The following is a 17,606-nucleotide window of genomic DNA, read 5'->3' on the forward strand; positions in this document are numbered from 1 at the left end:
TAGTTACATTTTTCTGCCAATACGCTACAATAGGGGTGAATTTGTCTTATACCCTAAACGACCAAGGAGTGATCATTGATTATGCAGTACACTGCTCTAGGTAAATCAGGTATGAAAGTAAGTCGTTTGTGTCTGGGGACGATGAATTTCGGTCCTGCCACGGATGAAAAGGAAGCCTTCCGCATCATGGATGCAGCGCTTGACGCCGGCGTCAACTTCTTCGATACGGCCAATGTCTACGGCTGGGGCGAGAACTCCGGGCTGACTGAAACCATTATCGGACGCTGGTTTAATCAAGGCGGGGGCCGCCGCGAGAAAGTCGTTTTGGCTACCAAATTCTACGGCTCCATGAGTGATCCTCTGGATGGCCCCAACAATGAAGCCGGACTATCAAGTTATAAACTGCGCCGTCATCTGGAAGCATCGCTGAAGCGTCTGCAGACAGATCATATCGAGCTGTACCAAATGCATCACGTGGATCCTTCTGTCACATGGGAAGAGCTATGGGGAGCTTTTGAGGTTGCGGTTCATCAAGGAAAAATCGGATATGTCGGATCCAGCAATTTTGCGGGCTGGCAGATTGCAGTTGCACAAGCCGCAGCTCAGAGCCGGCACTTCCTCGGCTTGGTTTCCGAGCAGCATAAATACAGTTTAACTTGTCGATTGCCTGAACTCGAAGTGCTTCCCGCTTCGCAGAAGCTCGGACTCGGCGTCATTCCATGGAGCCCGCTGGACGGCGGACTGCTGGGACGCAATGCGCTTAAGAAAATAGAGGGCACACGCAGCGGAGGCAATGCGGAACGCGTGGAGAAGTATCGCTCGCAGCTGGAACAGTTCGCGGCACTCTGCCAGGAGCTCGGCGAACCGCAGGACAATGTCGCCCTTGCCTGGGTACTTAAGAACCCGGCGGTTACGGGACCGATTATCGGACCGCGCACGCTGGAGCAATTCGAAAGCTCCCTGCGCGCGCTTGAGATTGAACTCGATGAATCCGTGATGAAACGTCTGGATGAAATCTTCCCGGGTCCGGGCGGCGCGGCTCCGCAGGCCTACGCCTGGTAAGATTCGGACTTTCGCTTCGGCGCCCAAATAAAACTCCGTCTTATCTCGTTGTATCAGCTGCATCAAGCCGGTATCGGCGCACTGCTATGAGGCGTTATATGCTCGGTGCAAGTGTCTTTGATACCAGCATTACACGTCTGGCCAACAGTTAAAAAAACAATTAAAAGAGGAGCCGCTTCAACAGCGGCCCCTCTTTTTCATGGTATGCTCCTTCAGCGCTCACACTGCGATCCGAGCTCCCATCACGCCAAGTATGGATTACAGTGTAGCGCGCTCGCGCTGGCTAAACGTTTTGCGTTTCTCGATCAGGACGTTAACCGCATCCACGTAAGCTCTTGCACTTGCCTCCAAAATGTCCGTGCTCAAGCCGCGGCCTTGTGCTGCCACGTCGTTCTGCGACAGCACCACATGCACCTCGCCTTGAGCATCCTTGCCATGCGTAACCGACTTGATGGAATAATCCGCAAGCGTAACCTCTTCTCCGGTCACCTTGTCGATCGCGTTATAGATCGCGTCCACGGAACCGTTGCCCTCGGCCTCTCCCTCAATCGTCTGCTCCGCTGTCGCAATACGAACCCGCGCCGTCGGCGTAGATTCATTGCCGTAAGCAACAAAAATTGTTTCCAGCTTGAACACTTCCGGCGTATCGATCAGTTTCTCTTCCAGCAGAGCCAGCAGATCCTCATCGGATACTTCCTTCTTCTTGTCGGCCAGCACTTTGAATTTGGCGAATGCATCATTCACCTGCTCCTCGCTCAGCTCATAACCCAGATCCAGCAGCTTCTCCCGGAAAGCATGGCGGCCGGAGTGTTTGCCTAACACCAGCTTGCTTTCTTTGAGCCCGATGGACTCTGGCGTCATAATTTCGTAGGTCGTCTTCTCTTTCAGCATGCCATCCTGATGAATGCCCGATTCATGAGCGAATGCGTTCGCGCCGACAATCGCTTTGTTGCCCGGTACAACCATACCGGTCAGCTTGCTCACAAGGCGGCTCGTGCGGGCGATTTCTGTCAGTACCAGCCCCGTCTTCGCTCCGAAAAACTCGGAACGCGTCTCCAGCGCCATCGCAATTTCCTCAATCGCGGTGTTACCTGCACGTTCACCGATTCCGTTGATCGTTCCTTCGATCTGATCGGCCCCATTCAGAATGGCGGCAAGGGTGTTCGCCGTCGCCATGCCCAGATCGTTATGGCAATGCGCGCTCAACTGCACCTTCTCGATGCCCGGAACATTTTCCTTCAAGTATTTGAAGATGGCCCCGTACTCCGAAGGATTCAAATAACCCACGGTATCCGGAATGTTGACGACATTGGCTCCTTCGCGCACAGCCATGCCGACAACCTCAGCCATGAAATCCAGCTCCGTCCGGCCGGCATCCTCCAGGGAAAACTCCACTTTGGAAAAGTATTTCTTAGCATAACGGATCGAGGCCTGCGCCGTTTCCAGCACCTGCTGCTTCTCCATCCGCAGCTTAAACTTGCGGTGAATCGGGGAAGTGGCCAGGAACACATGAATGCACGGATCCTGCGCTCCCTGAAGCGCTTCGCGAACCGCATCGATGTCACTCTCTCTGGAGCGTGACAATCCAATGACCGTGACATCCTTAACCGCGCGTGCCACTGCGTTCACAGCAGCCAGGTCACCGGGTGACGCCGCTGGAAACCCTGCTTCCATGCGGTCGATTTTCAACTTTTCGAGTTGAAGGGCAATTTCCACCTTTTCCCGAGTGTTCAAATTCACGCCAGGAGATTGTTCTCCATCTCTTAGCGTTGTATCAAAGACATAAATCTTTCGCATGTCGGCACCTCCTTGAAGTTTATCGCTTGACGTAAACATCCGGCGGCAGGTTGACTTAATCCCCTGCCGCCGGCTGCTTAATCTAACGGATCCCGTGCAGCAGCATCATCCATCTTATGCTTGACTGCTCTATACCCGGAAGAATTCCTTATGAATTCTATATATTCTTATTTCTTGATCCAATGCATCATTTCACGAAGCTCGGCACCAACCACTTCAATCGGATGCTCGGACTCGTTGCGGCGGGTAGCGGTCAGGAACGCGCGTCCCGATTGGTTCTCAAGGATAAAGTCGCGAGCGAATTTACCTTGTTGAATATCGGAAAGGACTTCTTTCATTGCCTTCTTCGTATCTTCGGTTACCACACGCGGGCCTGTTACATAATCGCCGTACTCCGCCGTGTTACTGATGGAGTCGCGCATGCTTGCAAGACCACCCTCATAGATCATGTCTACGATCAGTTTCAGTTCATGCAGACACTCGAAGTATGCCATTTCCGGCGCGTATCCAGCTTCAGTCAACGTTTCGAAACCAGCTTTAACCAATGCGGATACACCGCCGCATAATACGGCCTGCTCACCGAACAAGTCTGTTTCGGTTTCTTCGCGGAAGGAAGTTTCGATAACGCCTGCACGAGTACAACCAATACCTTTGGCATAAGCAAGACCGATCGCCTTAGCTTGTCCAGTCGCATCTTTCTCGATTGCGATCAATCCAGGTACGCCAAAGCCTTCAACATACGTACGGCGAACCATGTGGCCCGGGGATTTAGGAGCAACCAGAAGGACATCGTTGTCTTTAGGAGCTACGATTTGACCAAAATGAACGTTGAAACCGTGGGAGAACATCAGTGCCGCGCCTTTTTTCAGGTTTGGCTCGATATCGTTCTTGTACACTGCTGCTTGCGTTTCGTCCGGCATCAGGATTTGTACTACATCTGCACGGCTAACGGCTTCGGCTACAGGAAGTACTTCGAATCCATCGTTTTTCGCTTTGTCGAACGACTTGCCTTCACGAAGACCAATGACAACCTGAAGTCCGCTGTCGCGCAAGTTTTGCGCTTGCGCATGACCTTGGCTTCCATAACCGATAACCGCGATCGTTTTGTCTTTCAACACGCTGAGTTCTGCATCTTGTTCATAATAAGTAGTAATTGCCATTTGTATAAGTCCTCCTTTGATTTTAAAGACCCTTCATGATGAGCGGGTATCTCAATAGACCGAATCCCTTTCCCGATCTGCTGAGACACCCGCTCATGCCATGCAGGTGTCTAACGTCTATATTGCAATAACTTTGTCATCTTGGATAAAAGAAAAACGTAAAATCATTACGCGTTACCGCGAATCATCGCGGTAACCCCGGTACGGGAAAGCTCCTGGATGCCATACGGCTTAAGCAGCTCGATCATGGCATCGATTTTGACGGTATCGCCAACCACCTGAACCATCAGGTTAGCTGTTCCGATATCCACGACGGATGCACGGAAAGTCTCGACAACTCCCATAATTTCGGGTCTGGCCGATGGCTCGGCTTTTACTTTAATCAGGGCGAGTTCTCTGGCTACCATCGGTTTCGAGCTCAGGTTGATGACTTTAATGACATCGATCAGCTTGTAAAGCTGCTTCTCCACCTGCTCCAGCGTTGTTTCATCACCGGTGGTTACGATAACCATCCGGGACAAACCGGATTCCTCCGACTGTCCCACGGTAATGCTCTCGATGTTAAAGCCTCTGCGTCCGAATAACCCGGATACACGCTGCAGGACACCCGGCTGGTCGTTCACTAGTACGGCAATGGTATGTTTTGTACTCATCTTACGCATCCCCCATCAGCATTTGATCGATTGTCGACCCTTGCGTCACCATCGGATACACGTTCTCGCCTTTCTCTACAACGAATTCAACGAGGACGGGTCCCGGTGTTTCCATTGCTTCGGCCCAAGCACGCTGTGCTTCTTCTTTCGTAGTGGCACGAAGTCCTTTGACACCGTAGGCTTCAGCCAGCTTGACGAAATCAGGGCTGCCTGCCAGATCGATGTGGCTGTAACGGTTATCGTAAATCAGCTCCTGCCATTGACGAACCATGCCGAGCACCTGGTTGTTGATAACAACGATTTTTACCGGAATGTTGTTGATGGCACAGATGGCAAGTTCTTGCGAACACATCTGCATACCGCCATCCCCGTTGATCGAAATGACCAGGCGATCCGGATGCGCCATCTGGGCACCAATCGCGGACGGGAATCCGAAGCCCATCGTTCCGAGACCGCCGGAGGTGATCCAGGAACGCGGCTGGTTGAACTTGTAATACTGAGCAGACCACATTTGGTGCTGACCAACGTCAGTCGTTACAATCGCTTCACCCTTCGTGGTGTCGTTCAGCATTTCGATAACCCATTGCGGCTTCAGCACCGTATCCGAATCGACGTAACGGTATGGGTATTCAGCTTTCCATTTTCTAATCTGGTCTCTCCAAGCATCTGCTTTCGCTGCGTATGGAACGAGCGGATTCAGCATCTCAAACACGGTCTTGACGTCTCCGACAATCGGGATATCGGTTGGCACGTTCTTGCCGATCTCAGCCGGATCGATGTCGATATGAACAATCTTCGCATGTGGCGCGAATCCGTCGAGTTTACCTGTAACCCTGTCATCGAATCTTGCCCCGATGTTGATCAGCAGGTCCGACTGCTGAATACCATGGTTCGATGTGTAGGTTCCGTGCATGCCCGGCATTCCTGTCCACAAGTCATGACCACTCGGGAAAGCACCCAGACCGAGGAGCGTTGTCGTGATCGGAATCCCCGATTTGTTCACGAATTCGTACAGCCCTTCATGAGCTCCGGAGTAAATCACCCCGCCGCCAGCAATAATCATCGGACGCTCAGCTTCCTCAATCGCCCGGGCCAGCTTATCCAACTGAAGTTTGTTTGGTACCGTCCGAGGATTATATCCTCTCAGTTGAATTCGTTCTTCCGGCTGGAACAGCGTCGTTGCCGCGGATACATCCTTCGGAATATCGATCAGTACCGGACCTTTGCGGCCGGTTGAAGCGATATGGAAGGCTTCGTGAATCACCCTTGGCAGATCCTTTACATCTCTTACCAGATAACTGTGTTTCGTAATCGGCATCGTGATGCCCGTAATGTCCGCTTCCTGGAAAGCGTCCGTACCGATCAGTGTAGTTGCAACATTACCAGTTATAACAACGAGCGGAACGGAATCCATATAAGCTGTTGCGATACCGGTCACCAGGTTCGTTGCCCCTGGCCCTGAAGTCGCTATACACACACCGACTTTGCCGCTTGCGCGAGCGTAACCGTCTGCCGCATGAATGGCGCCTTGTTCGTGACGGGTCAAGACGTGATTGAAATCCTCAAAACCATACATGGCATCGTAGATGTACAGGACCGCTCCGCCCGGATACCCGAAGACGCATTCGACACCTTCGAGCAGAAGACTCCGAAGCAAGATTTCCGATCCGGTAATCACTTCAGGCTTCAACCATTTCTCTCGTAATTGTTCTGTAGACCGCACTTCTGGAGTTTGCGCGCTCATCAGTCATCCTCCTCTCAAATATTGGCACTCTTCATTCAAGCAACAAAAAAACCTTCCGTCGCCACACCCGGAGTATCTCCGTGTGAGGGACGAAAGGTTTAGCTTCCGTGGTACCACCCATGTTTGCCCTACACTTCGCAGTGTAAAGCCTCAGCAGGTATGAAGAACACAATGAACACAGCTCTTCAATATCTGCAGTCCGTAACGTGGACTAAGACGATTCCCCCTAATAAACGCTGTTACGACTTAATGCGATAAAGTCATAGCGTAGCATCTTTCAGGGAAACAGCTCCGAGGTGAGCTCGTATAAAAGGGGTTTTGGTGGTGGTCTCAGCTGATCCATCCACTCTCTGAGCAAAAGAGCCCTTTAAACTTCGTCCTCATCATTGCCGATTGGATATATTCGTTAAAATGTTTAGAAACATTATATGATTCATTCATTCCAGAAGTCAACACATTTATTTTACTTCCGATGAAAGGTTTTCATTCACAAATGGGGCAATCCCTCGCTTCCTTGATGCAAAACACGCTCTTAAACCCTGCTACATATGATAAATGGAGCTATCCTTAATAGCGGTGAAGGGAGGAAACAACACGATGATCCGCTATCGAAAACCGGAGCAGGATGATCCGATGATTCTACAACTCATTGAGTCCCAACTCGTCCCGCTTTCCCATATGACAAAAAAAGAGCTGGACGTCATCCGTAAAGATATTCCCTCTCGATTACGACGCGGCGTGACCCTTGTTGCTTCGCCTCAGAATAACGATAAAATCATTGCCTTTGTCCATTTTATGATGCACGGCGAACTGCTGTATATCGATATGCTGGCCGTCGCATCCACCGCACAGCGAAAACGATGGGGTGTCCGATTGATGGAACATGCCGAACGTTTCGCTGTATCCCGCGGATGCAAACGTGCCAAGGTCATGGTGGATATTGGCAACCATACCGGCCTAAACTTTTACCGAAAGCTTGGCTACACGGTAACCAGAATCATCGAACCCAGTCGATGTTATGAGCTGGAAAAGATTTGGTTCCTCTAATTACCAGAAGAAACCTGGCCCAAAGCCCGGTCCGAAGCCTGGTCCGCCAAAACCCGGCCCGAAGCCGCCGTAACCCGGTCCAAAGCCGCCAGGGTAGCCTCCAAACCCGCCGCCATATGCATAAGGGGCCGTACCAATGGCAAGAAGGTCAAACAATGCGAGCGGAATAATCGCCTTGGTTTTCACCTTTTTCCCCTTGGTTGCCGGTTCCACAAAAAGGCGGTTGCCGGAGACGCGTACCAGCTTGCCCGTCACCATAGTCCCGTCCTTCTTATACGCTACGATCTCTTTGCCCACATATGATTTCACTTTCGCCTTGCTGACAGGCTTGTGCATAAGATCCCTCCTCAGGTAATATACATTTCAATCTATTCCGGAAGGAGTTCCCTTGCTTGTTTTATGGCCCTTACGATGGTTAAAGATAGGAAAAAAAGCTTCTCGTACCCCTCATCCAGCGCTTACGTTCTTATGCATGACGGACAGGAGCACAAAATAAAAAAAACCGCCGTAATATTACGGCGGTTTTTTCATACACGTATAATTAAGCGTTCACTTTTTCTTTAGCTACAGTAGCCAAAGAATTGAACGCGTTCAGATCATTAACAGCCAAATCAGCCAGCATTTTACGGTTAATGTCCACGCCAGCAAGCTTCAGACCATGCATCAATTTGCTGTAAGACAGACCATTTTGACGAGCAGCCGCGTTGATACGAACGATCCACAATTTACGGAAATTACGTTTCGTATTGCGACGATCCCGGTATGCATAAACGAGGGATTTCATAACCTGCTCGTTAGCAGTTTTAAAAATGCGGTGTTTGGAACCGAAATAACCTTTCGCAAGCTTCAATACTTTTTTATGTCGACGACGAACGACAAATCCGCCTTTAACTCGTGCCATATCAAAAGACCTCCCAATAATTGTTGTTTACTATTTCAAGTTAGCCAGACCTTGCTTCAAACGTTTAACATCTCCAGGCGCCATAACTGGGCTATTGGACAATACGCGCTTCGCACGCTTGGATTTGTGGGAAAGCAAGTGGTTTTTGTAAGCTTTATAACGTTTAACTTTACCAGTACCAGTAATTTTGAAGCGGCCTTTCAGGCTGCTATGTGTTTTCATTTTAGGCATTGTAGTACTTCCTCCTCTAATTTCTCTTAGGCTTTTGGAGCCAAAATCATAATCATGCTGCGGCCTTCCAATTTCGGTTGACGTTCAATGACGCAGAGATCCGCCACTTCCACCTTCACGCGCTCCAAAATCTTCTGACCAATGCTAGCATGGGTGATTTCACGACCACGGAAACGCACGGAGCATTTCACTTTATCGCCGTCTTTCAAAAACTTAACGACATTGCGAAGCTTGGTTTGATAATCATGCTCCTCAATGTTGGCTCGGAACCATACTTCTTTGATATCTACAATTTTCTGGTTCTTACGTGCTTCCTTCTCTTTCTTCTGCTGCTCATAGCGGAATTTACCGTAGTCCATGATGCGGCATACTGGCGGTTTCGCCTGAGGGGCCACGTTCACCAGATCCAGATTGAGATCAATTGCCATTTGCAGTGCTTCACGAATCGGCTTGATCCCGATTTGTTCACCTTCGGCACCAACCAAACGTACTTCCTTGGCCCGAATCTCGTCATTGATCATATGTTCCTTACTGATAGTCCTCCACCTCCAAATTACTTGTTGTTCCTGTTTGCAAAAAAAATAAAGGGATGACGGGTTAATCACCGACATCCCTATTTGATACTCATCTCACAAATGAAGTTGAATCCATTCATTGATTTCGTGATCAAACCAGCCAACACATGTCGGTCAGGTGAGAAGCGGTGCTTCTGCTTGCAATCAGATATTCTGTTTAACAGACTAGGATAGTATAACAGGTCATCCTATCTTCTGTCAACACAGATGGAATAAAAATTGGATTAGCCTTGTTTGCTTTGAACTTCTTCAAGGCGCACAACCCGGGTATGTTCCGTATGGCTCCACTGCTTGTTGTTCTGCGTGAAGAACGCATATACCGTGATGGGATACCACGACAGCAGGTATATCGGGAACAGCACCAGATAGAAGTACACCTTCTTGTACTTCACCTTCTCCAGAATCATCGCGATCATGAACGTGAACACATTCGCCGCGATCGCCGTAAAGCTCAGCCACAGCGGTAAGTAACCGTACAGATTCGCGATATTCGGACCATCGAAGAATGAGGTGTCAACCCAGATGACGGCCGTCAACAAGAAAGTCAGCAGCACAATGTAAACATTGACTCCGTACAATGCCAAATCCAGCTTCACGAGGCTGCGTTCTTTAATGGCACGCCACAGCAGCGGGAAGAAGTAACGGCGGGCAACCGTGAAGTGACCCTGCATCCAGCGCAGACGTTGTCTGGCTGAAGCCTTAAACGTAAGCGGCTTTTCGTCAAATACTTTCGCGTCATAGTTGAACTTCGGATACACACCGCGCATAACGCTGCGCATAGTGAACTCCAAATCCTCGACCAGACTGGTTGCGCCCCAGCCGATCTCCTTCAAGAGATTGGTCTCAAAGCACATCCCCGTACCGCCGAGAAAGTTCGCCATGTTCAGATTGCTGCGGGAAAGCTGCCACAAGCGGTTGATATACCAGTAAGACACCCCATAAGAGGCAGTGATCCAGGAATCCTCAGGGTTCTTGGTATCGATATATCCCTGGATAACTCTTGCTCCAGAGCAAAGATCATTGTTCATTTCGTTCAGGAAATTCGGATCCGCCAGATTATCCGCGTCAAACATGACGACCGCATCATACTGGCGCGGCATAGCCCAGAGCTCTTTCAGCATCCACTCGATGGCATAACCTTTGCCTCGAAGATTCTGATTCGTACGCACGCATGCGTTCATCCCGTGGGCACGGACGATCTCTGCTGTACGATCTGTACAGTTGTCGCAGATGACAAATACGTCGTACAGATGTTTCGGATAATCAAGCTGTTTCAGGTTCTCCATTAATGCACCGACAACCTGTTCTTCGTTGTGCGCAGCAACTAACACTGCAAATGATTTATTGGGTTTAAAATGTTGTTTCTTTTTTCTTTTGACCAGACCAAACAAAGAGAATACGAACTGGTACACACCCACCGCGGCCAAGAATAGTTGGAGCGCGATAAAGATGGCGTCTATCATGATTCTCCGTTACCCCCTTTTTATAACCCGAGAATGTTTGTTATTTTTTTCTCTCTAAGTTTTTCGCTTTTTTTGTTGTTGCTATGACCCTGTGACTTGTGTCTGTCCTTCTAGTAGCCTCGGTGCCGCGGGGCAACTTCGCACGTCATACACGATTTTCCACACTTTTGAATCTTTTGTCAAAACCGTGGAACGCTCTAATTTACGGAAAAACTTCGTAAAAGAGCTCAGCTTGCAACCCAGTTTGCCAGCAAGCTTCGTTTCAAACGGCCTTAGTTCTTATTTTCATCCGTTTCCTTGCTTTTTATTTCTCTTGGCTGCCCATTTTTTCTTTTTCGACTTGTCCGCCAATAAATAAACGCAACAAACACCCAAAAAGTTTTCGTTTTTTTTCTATGCTCTTTCTCTAATAAACTTTTTGATGTCCGTTTGAATCATTGTAGCGGCATCTCCTACTCAAGTCAAAAGACCACGGACCCTGATTTTCTACAAAATGCGCGTCGCTGGCTAACTCCTTAAGTAGCAAGGCGCCAGCGAGAATCTTGACAAATAAAGCTTCCGTTTCCGGGACCAAAGTCCCCTAAACGCAGGTGGGGAATGGTTGATTTCTTTTCCCAAAGTCGATATGTTAAAGTTAAAGAATAACGCTGCAGAACGGGTGAAAAGTAGTGGCTAAAAAAAGAGTCTTGCTGTTATCTGAAGGGTTCGGCGCAGGCCATACACAGGCCGCTCATGCACTCTCCAGCAGCCTGCGCCAGTTATCGCCTAGCGTACAGACCAAAGTTCTCGAACTCGGGAGCTTCTTGAACCCTAAAATCGCTCCACTGATCATTTCGGCCTACAGAAAGACGATCACAACTCGCCCGAGATTGGTCGGGTACATGTATCGCCATCAAAAGTCCTTTAACCGCTTTACGGCTTTAGCACTTCACCGAATGTTCTATACAAGCACCAAAAATGTGGTCAGACAACTCAAACCCGACATCATTGTGTGTACCCACTTCATACCAAGTGCGGTTATCTCGCGTTTGAAGCGGCTGGGCATTGATGTGCCTCTGTGTACCGTTATAACCGATTATGATGCTCACGATACATGGATTAGTCCCGAAGTCGACCGATACTTCGTGTCCACACCGGAAGTGAAGCGAAAGCTGCTCAATCGCGGGGTGTCCCAAGCCAAAATTCAGGTCACCGGCATTCCAATCCATCCCGACTTCTGGACGCATCCGAGCAAGAAGGAAATCAGGGAACGGTTTAATCTGTCCGATATGCCCACCGTGCTTGTGATGGGCGGAGGATGGGGCATCATGAATGACGAAGTTGTGCATGAATTCCTAACCAGATGGCGCGAAGAAGTCCAGATCATATTTTGCCTCGGCAAAAACGACAAAGGACGCGAGGAGTTAGAGAACAACCCTCGGTTCCAACATCCGAACATCCGGATTTTGGGCTTTACGCGCGAGATCGACAAACTCATGGAAGTGTCGGATCTGCTCGTTACGAAGCCGGGCGGCATGACATGCACCGAAGGCCTTGCCAAAGGAATCCCGATGCTGTTCCATCAGCCTCTTCCGGGGCAGGAAGAAGAGAACTGCCAGTACTTCACGGCGCAAGGATTGGGTGAGCCGATCCACTCGCTGGAGGTTATTGGCAACTGGATGAACAACCTGCTTCATCAATATGACATGATCCAACAGCAACGGGTGCAAAATTTGCGAGACATCGAACGATTTCATCCGATGCAAAGCGCACGCAGCATCATCGACATGCTGGAAAACGAAAAGGTGTACTCCTAAAGAGGGAGCACACCTTTTTTTATGCCGTTGTCTGTAAATATATCATCGCAATGGATAGACTTCCTACTATTATAATAGTTGCAAACGCTATCATAGGGAAGACTCTACTTAAAGACATTATTTACCGTATTTTTCAAGGCGATTCTTTTGGTAGGAAGCAAGTGCTTCCTTGCCGACAATGGCCTCGCAGCGATGAATCTGCATACCTTGACCGACGAATTTCGTCTCGTATTCCGTCATGACATGCTCTTCGTTCTGCCCGTCGCGATGCAGATCCAGCGAAATATTCGTCATTTGCAAGCCATAATCAGCAAATGCATTCAGGGAGAACTCAAACAGCGTGACCGAATCGGTCTTGAAGTGAATTTCCCCGCGCTCGTTCAGGATCCGGGAATACTTGCCCAGAAAACGCGGATGCGTCAACCTACGGCGGGCATGCTTGGATTTTGGCCACGGATCACTGAAGTTCAAATATAAACATTCGATCTCGCCGGGTTCAAAGACCTGCTCGACATTCTCGATATTAAACAGTGCCAGCTTCAGATTCGGCGGCGTATCGATACCATCCTGAGCCCAAGCATTGCGCCCCTTCTCGCTAGCGCGGCGAATCAGCTCGTCGTACATGTCCACTCCGATAAAATTCACATTCTGATGCTTGTAACTCATCTGGCTTATGAATTGACCTTTGCCCATGCCGAATTCAACATGGATCGGAAGGTCATTGCCAAATAATGAAGCCCATTTCCCTCTATATTGACCGGGGTCCAAAACGACCAGGTCTTCCTGCTGCTCCAGATTTTCCCGTATACCTTTTCTTCCGCGTAAACGCATGTCATACCTCCGAAACTTTCCAAGTAAATTAGAATGATATCCCCATACTGCATTTATTGTGACGAAGTTAATCGCAAAAGTAAAGAGCCCCATAGAAAAAGGAACCCACGCTTTGCTTAACGCAAAGGCTTTAGGTTCCTCTTTCTTATATTTGGAATTGGGGTTCCGCGATAGTTAAACTGTGAATAGTCTACCTTTCTTTCGTTGTAAAATCAAACGTCTTCTCAAAGGCAGCCCGAATCTTGCGACGTGCCGAAGCCTTCACATCCTGGTTGGAGTTAAACTCCACGCCGGTAAGGGCTAAAGCTTCGTTCGGGGTAAGTTCCACAGCGATTTTGTCTTTACTGTCATTCTTTACTGTCGATGAATTCATTCGTAATCACCTCACGGTATTATTGTATCCATGACGTCACACAAATATGAATCCTATCCGATATATACCCATGCCAAAATTGCTTGAATCATATTTTTATTTTTCTACTTTAAATATACCAATTATATGCAATTCATTCAAGTAACAACATCTTAATTAGGCTTGAAGACCTGTATATAACGCAATGCTTTATTTTTTGTTACAATGGACATATCTGCTTTAGTAAAAGGTAAGTAAACACATGTATACTTTGAGGCACAGCTATACCTGTCACTATTCATCATATGCGGCTATAAAAGGAGCACACATGAGTACATCACTTAGACCCGCCCCAATGTTATGGGGCGACAAACGATTTCATACATGGAATTACGAGATGCGCAGCCAGTTCCAGGAAAAAGTATTCAAGGTTATGCTGGATGCGGGCTTTACATGCCCGAACCGCGACGGCACGATTGCCAAGGGCGGGTGCACCTTCTGCAGCGCTCGCGGCTCCGGTGATTTTGCCGGACGACGGCGGGATGATCTTGTTACCCAGTTCAACACCATCCGTGACCGGCAGCACCAGAAATGGCCGAGCGCCAAATACATCGGTTATTTCCAAGCCTACACTAATACGTATGCTCCGGTCGAAGAGCTTCGGGAATACTATGAAGTCATTCTGCAGCAGCCGGGTGTTGTCGGTTTATCGATCGCTACTCGCCCCGACTGCCTGCCTGACGACGTCGTGGAATACTTGGCGGAGCTGAATGAGCGAACCTATCTCTGGGTGGAAATGGGCCTGCAAACGATCCATGATTCCACCTCTGAGCTAATCAACCGGGCCCATGATACCGAATGTTATCTGGAAGCGGTCGAAAAGCTGCGCAAGCATAACATCCGTGTCTGCACACACATCATTTATGGCCTTCCGCAAGAGGACCATGACATGATGCTCGCCACCGGCCGGGCCGTCTCCAAGATGGATGTGCAGGGAATCAAGATCCACCTGCTGCACCTCATGCGCAAGACGCCGATGGTGAAGCAATATGAAGCTGGTCTGCTGCGGTTCCTGGAGCAGGACGAATACATCAGCCTTATCGCAGACAGTCTGGAGCTCTTGCCTCCGGAGATGATTGTTCATCGTCTGACCGGAGACGCTCCCCGGGATCTCTTGATCGGGCCGACGTGGAGTCTCAAAAAATGGGAAGTGCTTAACGGCATTGACGCCGAGCTCAAACGCCGGGATACATGGCAGGGTAAATTGTGGGGGGGATCCTGATGGGCTTCCTCTCGGTTTTGAGTTTTGCCCACAAACTCGTGTCCGAAAGGTTGCGGCCTGGGGACATTGCGCTGGATGCGACGGCCGGAACCGGCGCCGATACACTGTATTTAGCCAGATGCATAGGATCTAAGGGCAAGGTGTACGCTTTTGATATTCAGGAACAAGCACTGCAGCTGACTCGTGATAGGATGGATAAGGAATCGCCCGACACCCTTGCAGAGATTACCCTTCACCACCAGAGCCATGCGCTTATGGGAGAATGCGTACCTGAGTGCGAGCATGGCCGTATAGGAGCGATCATGTTCAATCTAGGTTATCTTCCGGCAGATTCATCAGATAAACGGATCATGACGGAAACCGCCAGCACGCTAACGGCTCTGGAAGCTGCCATCGAGCTGCTTCGCCCCGGCGGCATTATCACCATCGTGCTGTATCCAGGCCACAAGGGCGGCGATGCCGAAGCAGACGCCGTGCAGGCCTGGGCGGCGGAATTGCCCCAGCACAAAGTGCAAACCATATTATATCGAGGTCTTCAGCGATCCGAAGCACCATATCTCATTGCACTGGAACGGAAGAAGCCGATATGATATAAGTTCTAGGAGAGGTACCGCACTTACATCCATAGAATATTCCAAACATGATGAAAGGTAGATGATTACAATGACAAAACCATATCCATTGTTGTTCCAACCCGAATTTAAAGAACGCGTGTGGGGTGGCCGTGCCCTGGAGCAATTCGGCTTGGATATTCCCGAAGGACATATCGGAGAAGGCTGGATGATCGCCGACCATCCGAACGGTACGACCAGCATTGTGAACGGTGAACTTGCCGGCCGCGGCTTGGATCAGGTTCGTGAGCAATTTGGACGGGAGTGGTTTGGCAGCAAAGGATTCTCCGAAGTTAACGGACGTTTCCCTCTGCTGATCAAGCTGCTTGACTGCAATGACAACCTCTCCGTTCAGGTCCATCCGACCGATGACTACGAGGGGCTTCCGAAAGGCGAGCTGGGCAAGACTGAGATGTGGTATGTGCTGGATGCGAAACCGGACGCCAAAATCATATACGGTCTGAAAGAAGGCGTTAGCCGCGAGACTTTGAAAGAAGCTATGGAAAACGGCACAGTTATGGACCAACTGCAAGAAGTGTCCGTAAAAGCCGGAGATACATTCTACATACCTGCCGGTACGGTACATGCGCTGTGTGCGGGCGTTGTAGTGGCGGAAATCCAGCAGAATTCGGATACAACCTACCGGATTTTCGATTATAATCGACCAGGCCTTGACGGTAAGCCGCGTGAGCTTCATATTGAAGACTCCTTGAACGTGACGGCCTATGAAGGATCGGGCGCAACCACCATGAGCACAGAAGGAACCGCGCCTGGAGAATGGCTTGAGCTTGCCAAATCTCCCTATTTTGTAGTCGAAAAAGGCGTTGTTAACGGTGCCTGGTCCTTGTCCACTTCCGCGGAAAGCTTCACAATCGTGGTGGTTTGCGATGGTCAAGGAACCCTCAGCTGGGATAACGGCTCCATGGATTACACCTCCGGACAATGCTTCCTGCTGCCAGCTAACCTGGGTGCATATACACTGGACGGGCAATCTACGGTTCTTCGTTCATATCTTCCTTAATCAGGGTATAAATAATTGAGATAAACCATTCGTTTTTGTGGAGGTGTTAAGCCTGTGATGCAAACCGACACGTTTACGATGCTAAATGAGCAGGGAATGCATATTTTTGTATACCAATGGCTGCCGGAGCCGGACCATCCCATTCGTGCCATCGTGCAAATCGCACATGGCATGTGCGAAACCGGCAAGCGATACGAGGAGCTTGCCGAGTTGCTGACAGAGCACGGCTACGCCGTGTACTGCAACGACCATCGGGGTCATGGACAAACGTCGGGCCTTACGCTTCTCGGCGATCCCGGGGAAAACGGATTCGAAGGGATGATTGAAGACCAGCTGCTTCTTGCTTCCGAGCTCAAGAAGCGCCATGCCGGTGTTCCGCATTATTTGATGGGGCACAGCATGGGCTCCTTTTTGACGCAAAAGATCATGTGTTCGAACGGTGAATTATTCGACGGATTCATACTGTCAGGCACCAATGGGCCCCAGGGACTGCTGACGTTCGGTATGAGCTTGGCAGCTGCACAAATGCGCTTGCAAGGAGACACACACCGGAGTCTGATGCTGAACGCCATGGTGTTCGGCCCTTACAACAAAGGTTTCGGCTCTATTCGCACGCCGTTCGATTGGCTGTCCCGGGATGAAGCGGAAGTAGATAAGTATATCAACGACCCCTACTGCGGCAAGGTATGCAGCGCTCGTTTCTTCCGTGATTTCTTTAAACTGCTGTCCCAGATCCATAAACCTCAATTGATGGAATGCCTTCTAAAGGATAAGCCGGTTTATATTTTCTCGGGCGAGGATGATCCGGTCGGACACCGCGGTAAAGGCGTGCGGCGGTTGATCGAATTGTACCGGAAACATGGCATTCAGGATCTTGAATACCGTCTGTATCCCGGTGGCCGCCACGAGATGCTGCATGAAATCAACCGGGATGAAGTAGCGGCACATGTTCTCGACTGGCTCGAACGGCACACATCGGGATCGCATGGGTCAGAGACACCGCAAGAGTCGGAACGGGTTATGTAAAAGAATGATGCAGGACGAATTAAAAAGGGGGCGTCCCAGGTCAATTGACCTGGG

18 protein-coding genes are annotated in these 17,606 nt (G+C 49.7%); 7 read left to right on the forward strand and 11 right to left on the reverse strand.

What is annotated here, in order from left to right:
* Positions 1-81 precede the first annotated feature (81 nt).
* Positions 82-1,062 (forward strand): aldo/keto reductase, encoded by a 981-nt coding sequence (locus ABEW73_RS04715; RefSeq protein ID WP_430161729.1) that lies wholly within the window; start codon positions 82-84, stop codon positions 1,060-1,062.
* A 258-nt stretch (positions 1,063-1,320) separates the two neighbouring features.
* Here ABEW73_RS04715 and ABEW73_RS04720 read toward each other — a convergent pair whose 3' ends face one another.
* The 4 genes from ABEW73_RS04720 to ilvB all read right to left on the reverse strand — a co-directional run bounded on the left by ABEW73_RS04720 (position 1,321) and on the right by ilvB (position 6,416).
* Complete coding sequence (locus ABEW73_RS04720) at positions 1,321-2,859, reverse strand: 2-isopropylmalate synthase (protein WP_430161727.1); 1,539 nt, start codon at positions 2,857-2,859, stop codon at positions 1,321-1,323.
* Positions 2,860-3,026: 167 nt separating this feature from the next.
* Positions 3,027-4,019, reverse strand: coding sequence for a ketol-acid reductoisomerase (gene ilvC / locus ABEW73_RS04725; protein WP_009589347.1), 993 nt, complete (start codon positions 4,017-4,019; stop codon positions 3,027-3,029).
* A 167-nt stretch (positions 4,020-4,186) separates the two neighbouring features.
* On the reverse strand, positions 4,187-4,672 hold the full coding sequence (gene ilvN, locus ABEW73_RS04730) for an acetolactate synthase small subunit (protein ID WP_071222673.1): 486 nt from the start codon (positions 4,670-4,672) through the stop codon (positions 4,187-4,189).
* Between the two features lies 1 nt (position 4,673).
* Entirely contained in the window at positions 4,674-6,416 is a 1,743-nt protein-coding gene (ilvB, locus tag ABEW73_RS04735) for a biosynthetic-type acetolactate synthase large subunit (RefSeq protein ID WP_213643476.1), read from the reverse strand.
* 597 nt (positions 6,417-7,013) lie between these two features.
* On the opposite strand from ilvB, the gene ABEW73_RS04740 reads away from it, so the two are divergent.
* On the forward strand, positions 7,014-7,463 hold the full coding sequence (locus ABEW73_RS04740; protein WP_430161725.1) for a GNAT family N-acetyltransferase: 450 nt from the start codon (positions 7,014-7,016) through the stop codon (positions 7,461-7,463).
* On the opposite strand, the gene ABEW73_RS04745 is transcribed toward ABEW73_RS04740, so the two are convergent.
* The 5 genes from ABEW73_RS04745 to ABEW73_RS04765 form a co-directional block, all read right to left on the reverse strand.
* Positions 7,464-7,799: a hypothetical protein gene (locus ABEW73_RS04745; RefSeq protein WP_430161723.1), complete on the reverse strand. Its 336-nt coding sequence runs from the start codon at positions 7,797-7,799 to the stop codon at positions 7,464-7,466. It lies immediately after the preceding gene.
* A 205-nt stretch (positions 7,800-8,004) separates the two neighbouring features.
* Positions 8,005-8,364 (reverse strand): 50S ribosomal protein L20, encoded by a 360-nt coding sequence (rplT, locus tag ABEW73_RS04750; RefSeq protein WP_006212255.1) that lies wholly within the window; start codon positions 8,362-8,364, stop codon positions 8,005-8,007.
* A gap of 30 nt (positions 8,365-8,394) precedes the next feature.
* On the reverse strand, positions 8,395-8,595 hold the full coding sequence (gene rpmI, locus ABEW73_RS04755; RefSeq protein WP_007127239.1) for a 50S ribosomal protein L35: 201 nt from the start codon (positions 8,593-8,595) through the stop codon (positions 8,395-8,397).
* A 26-nt stretch (positions 8,596-8,621) separates the two neighbouring features.
* Positions 8,622-9,116, reverse strand: a complete 495-nt coding sequence (gene infC, locus ABEW73_RS04760; protein ID WP_114149316.1) for a translation initiation factor IF-3 — start codon at positions 9,114-9,116, stop codon at positions 8,622-8,624.
* A gap of 278 nt (positions 9,117-9,394) precedes the next feature.
* Positions 9,395-10,633 carry a glycosyltransferase family 2 protein gene (locus ABEW73_RS04765; RefSeq protein WP_430161721.1) on the reverse strand — a complete coding sequence of 413 codons (1,239 nt, stop codon included), beginning with the start codon at positions 10,631-10,633 and terminating at the stop codon, positions 9,395-9,397.
* A 668-nt stretch (positions 10,634-11,301) separates the two neighbouring features.
* On the opposite strand from ABEW73_RS04765, the gene ABEW73_RS04770 reads away from it, so the two are divergent.
* A complete protein-coding gene (locus ABEW73_RS04770) occupies positions 11,302-12,429 on the forward strand; it encodes an MGDG synthase family glycosyltransferase (protein ID WP_430161719.1) in 1,128 nt (375 codons plus the stop codon).
* A 117-nt stretch (positions 12,430-12,546) separates the two neighbouring features.
* Here ABEW73_RS04770 and trmB read toward each other — a convergent pair whose 3' ends face one another.
* Together trmB and ABEW73_RS04780 are read right to left on the reverse strand one after the other, a co-directional pair.
* On the reverse strand, positions 12,547-13,260 hold the full coding sequence (gene trmB, locus ABEW73_RS04775) for a tRNA (guanosine(46)-N7)-methyltransferase TrmB (protein WP_430161717.1): 714 nt from the start codon (positions 13,258-13,260) through the stop codon (positions 12,547-12,549).
* Positions 13,261-13,450: 190 nt separating this feature from the next.
* A complete protein-coding gene (locus tag ABEW73_RS04780) occupies positions 13,451-13,633 on the reverse strand; it encodes a hypothetical protein (protein ID WP_430161715.1) in 183 nt (60 codons plus the stop codon).
* Between the two features lie 307 nt (positions 13,634-13,940).
* Between ABEW73_RS04780 and ABEW73_RS04785 the strand changes: the two genes are divergently transcribed.
* From ABEW73_RS04785 to ABEW73_RS04800, 4 genes are all read left to right on the forward strand, one after another.
* Entirely contained in the window at positions 13,941-14,894 is a 954-nt protein-coding gene (locus ABEW73_RS04785) for a TIGR01212 family radical SAM protein (protein WP_430161713.1), read from the forward strand.
* Positions 14,894-15,484 (forward strand): class I SAM-dependent methyltransferase, encoded by a 591-nt coding sequence (locus ABEW73_RS04790; RefSeq protein WP_430161711.1) that lies wholly within the window; start codon positions 14,894-14,896, stop codon positions 15,482-15,484. Before ABEW73_RS04785 ends, ABEW73_RS04790 begins: the two co-directional genes overlap by 1 nt.
* 73 nt (positions 15,485-15,557) lie before the next feature.
* Positions 15,558-16,526, forward strand: coding sequence for a type I phosphomannose isomerase catalytic subunit (locus tag ABEW73_RS04795; protein WP_430161709.1), 969 nt, complete (start codon positions 15,558-15,560; stop codon positions 16,524-16,526).
* A 57-nt stretch (positions 16,527-16,583) separates the two neighbouring features.
* On the forward strand, positions 16,584-17,552 hold the full coding sequence (locus tag ABEW73_RS04800) for a lysophospholipase (protein WP_430162182.1): 969 nt from the start codon (positions 16,584-16,586) through the stop codon (positions 17,550-17,552).
* Positions 17,553-17,606 lie beyond the last annotated feature (54 nt).

This window comes from Paenibacillus lautus (assembly GCF_050482385.1).
Taxonomy (GTDB): Bacteria; Bacillota; Bacilli; order Paenibacillales; family Paenibacillaceae; genus Paenibacillus_AQ; species Paenibacillus_AQ lautus_B.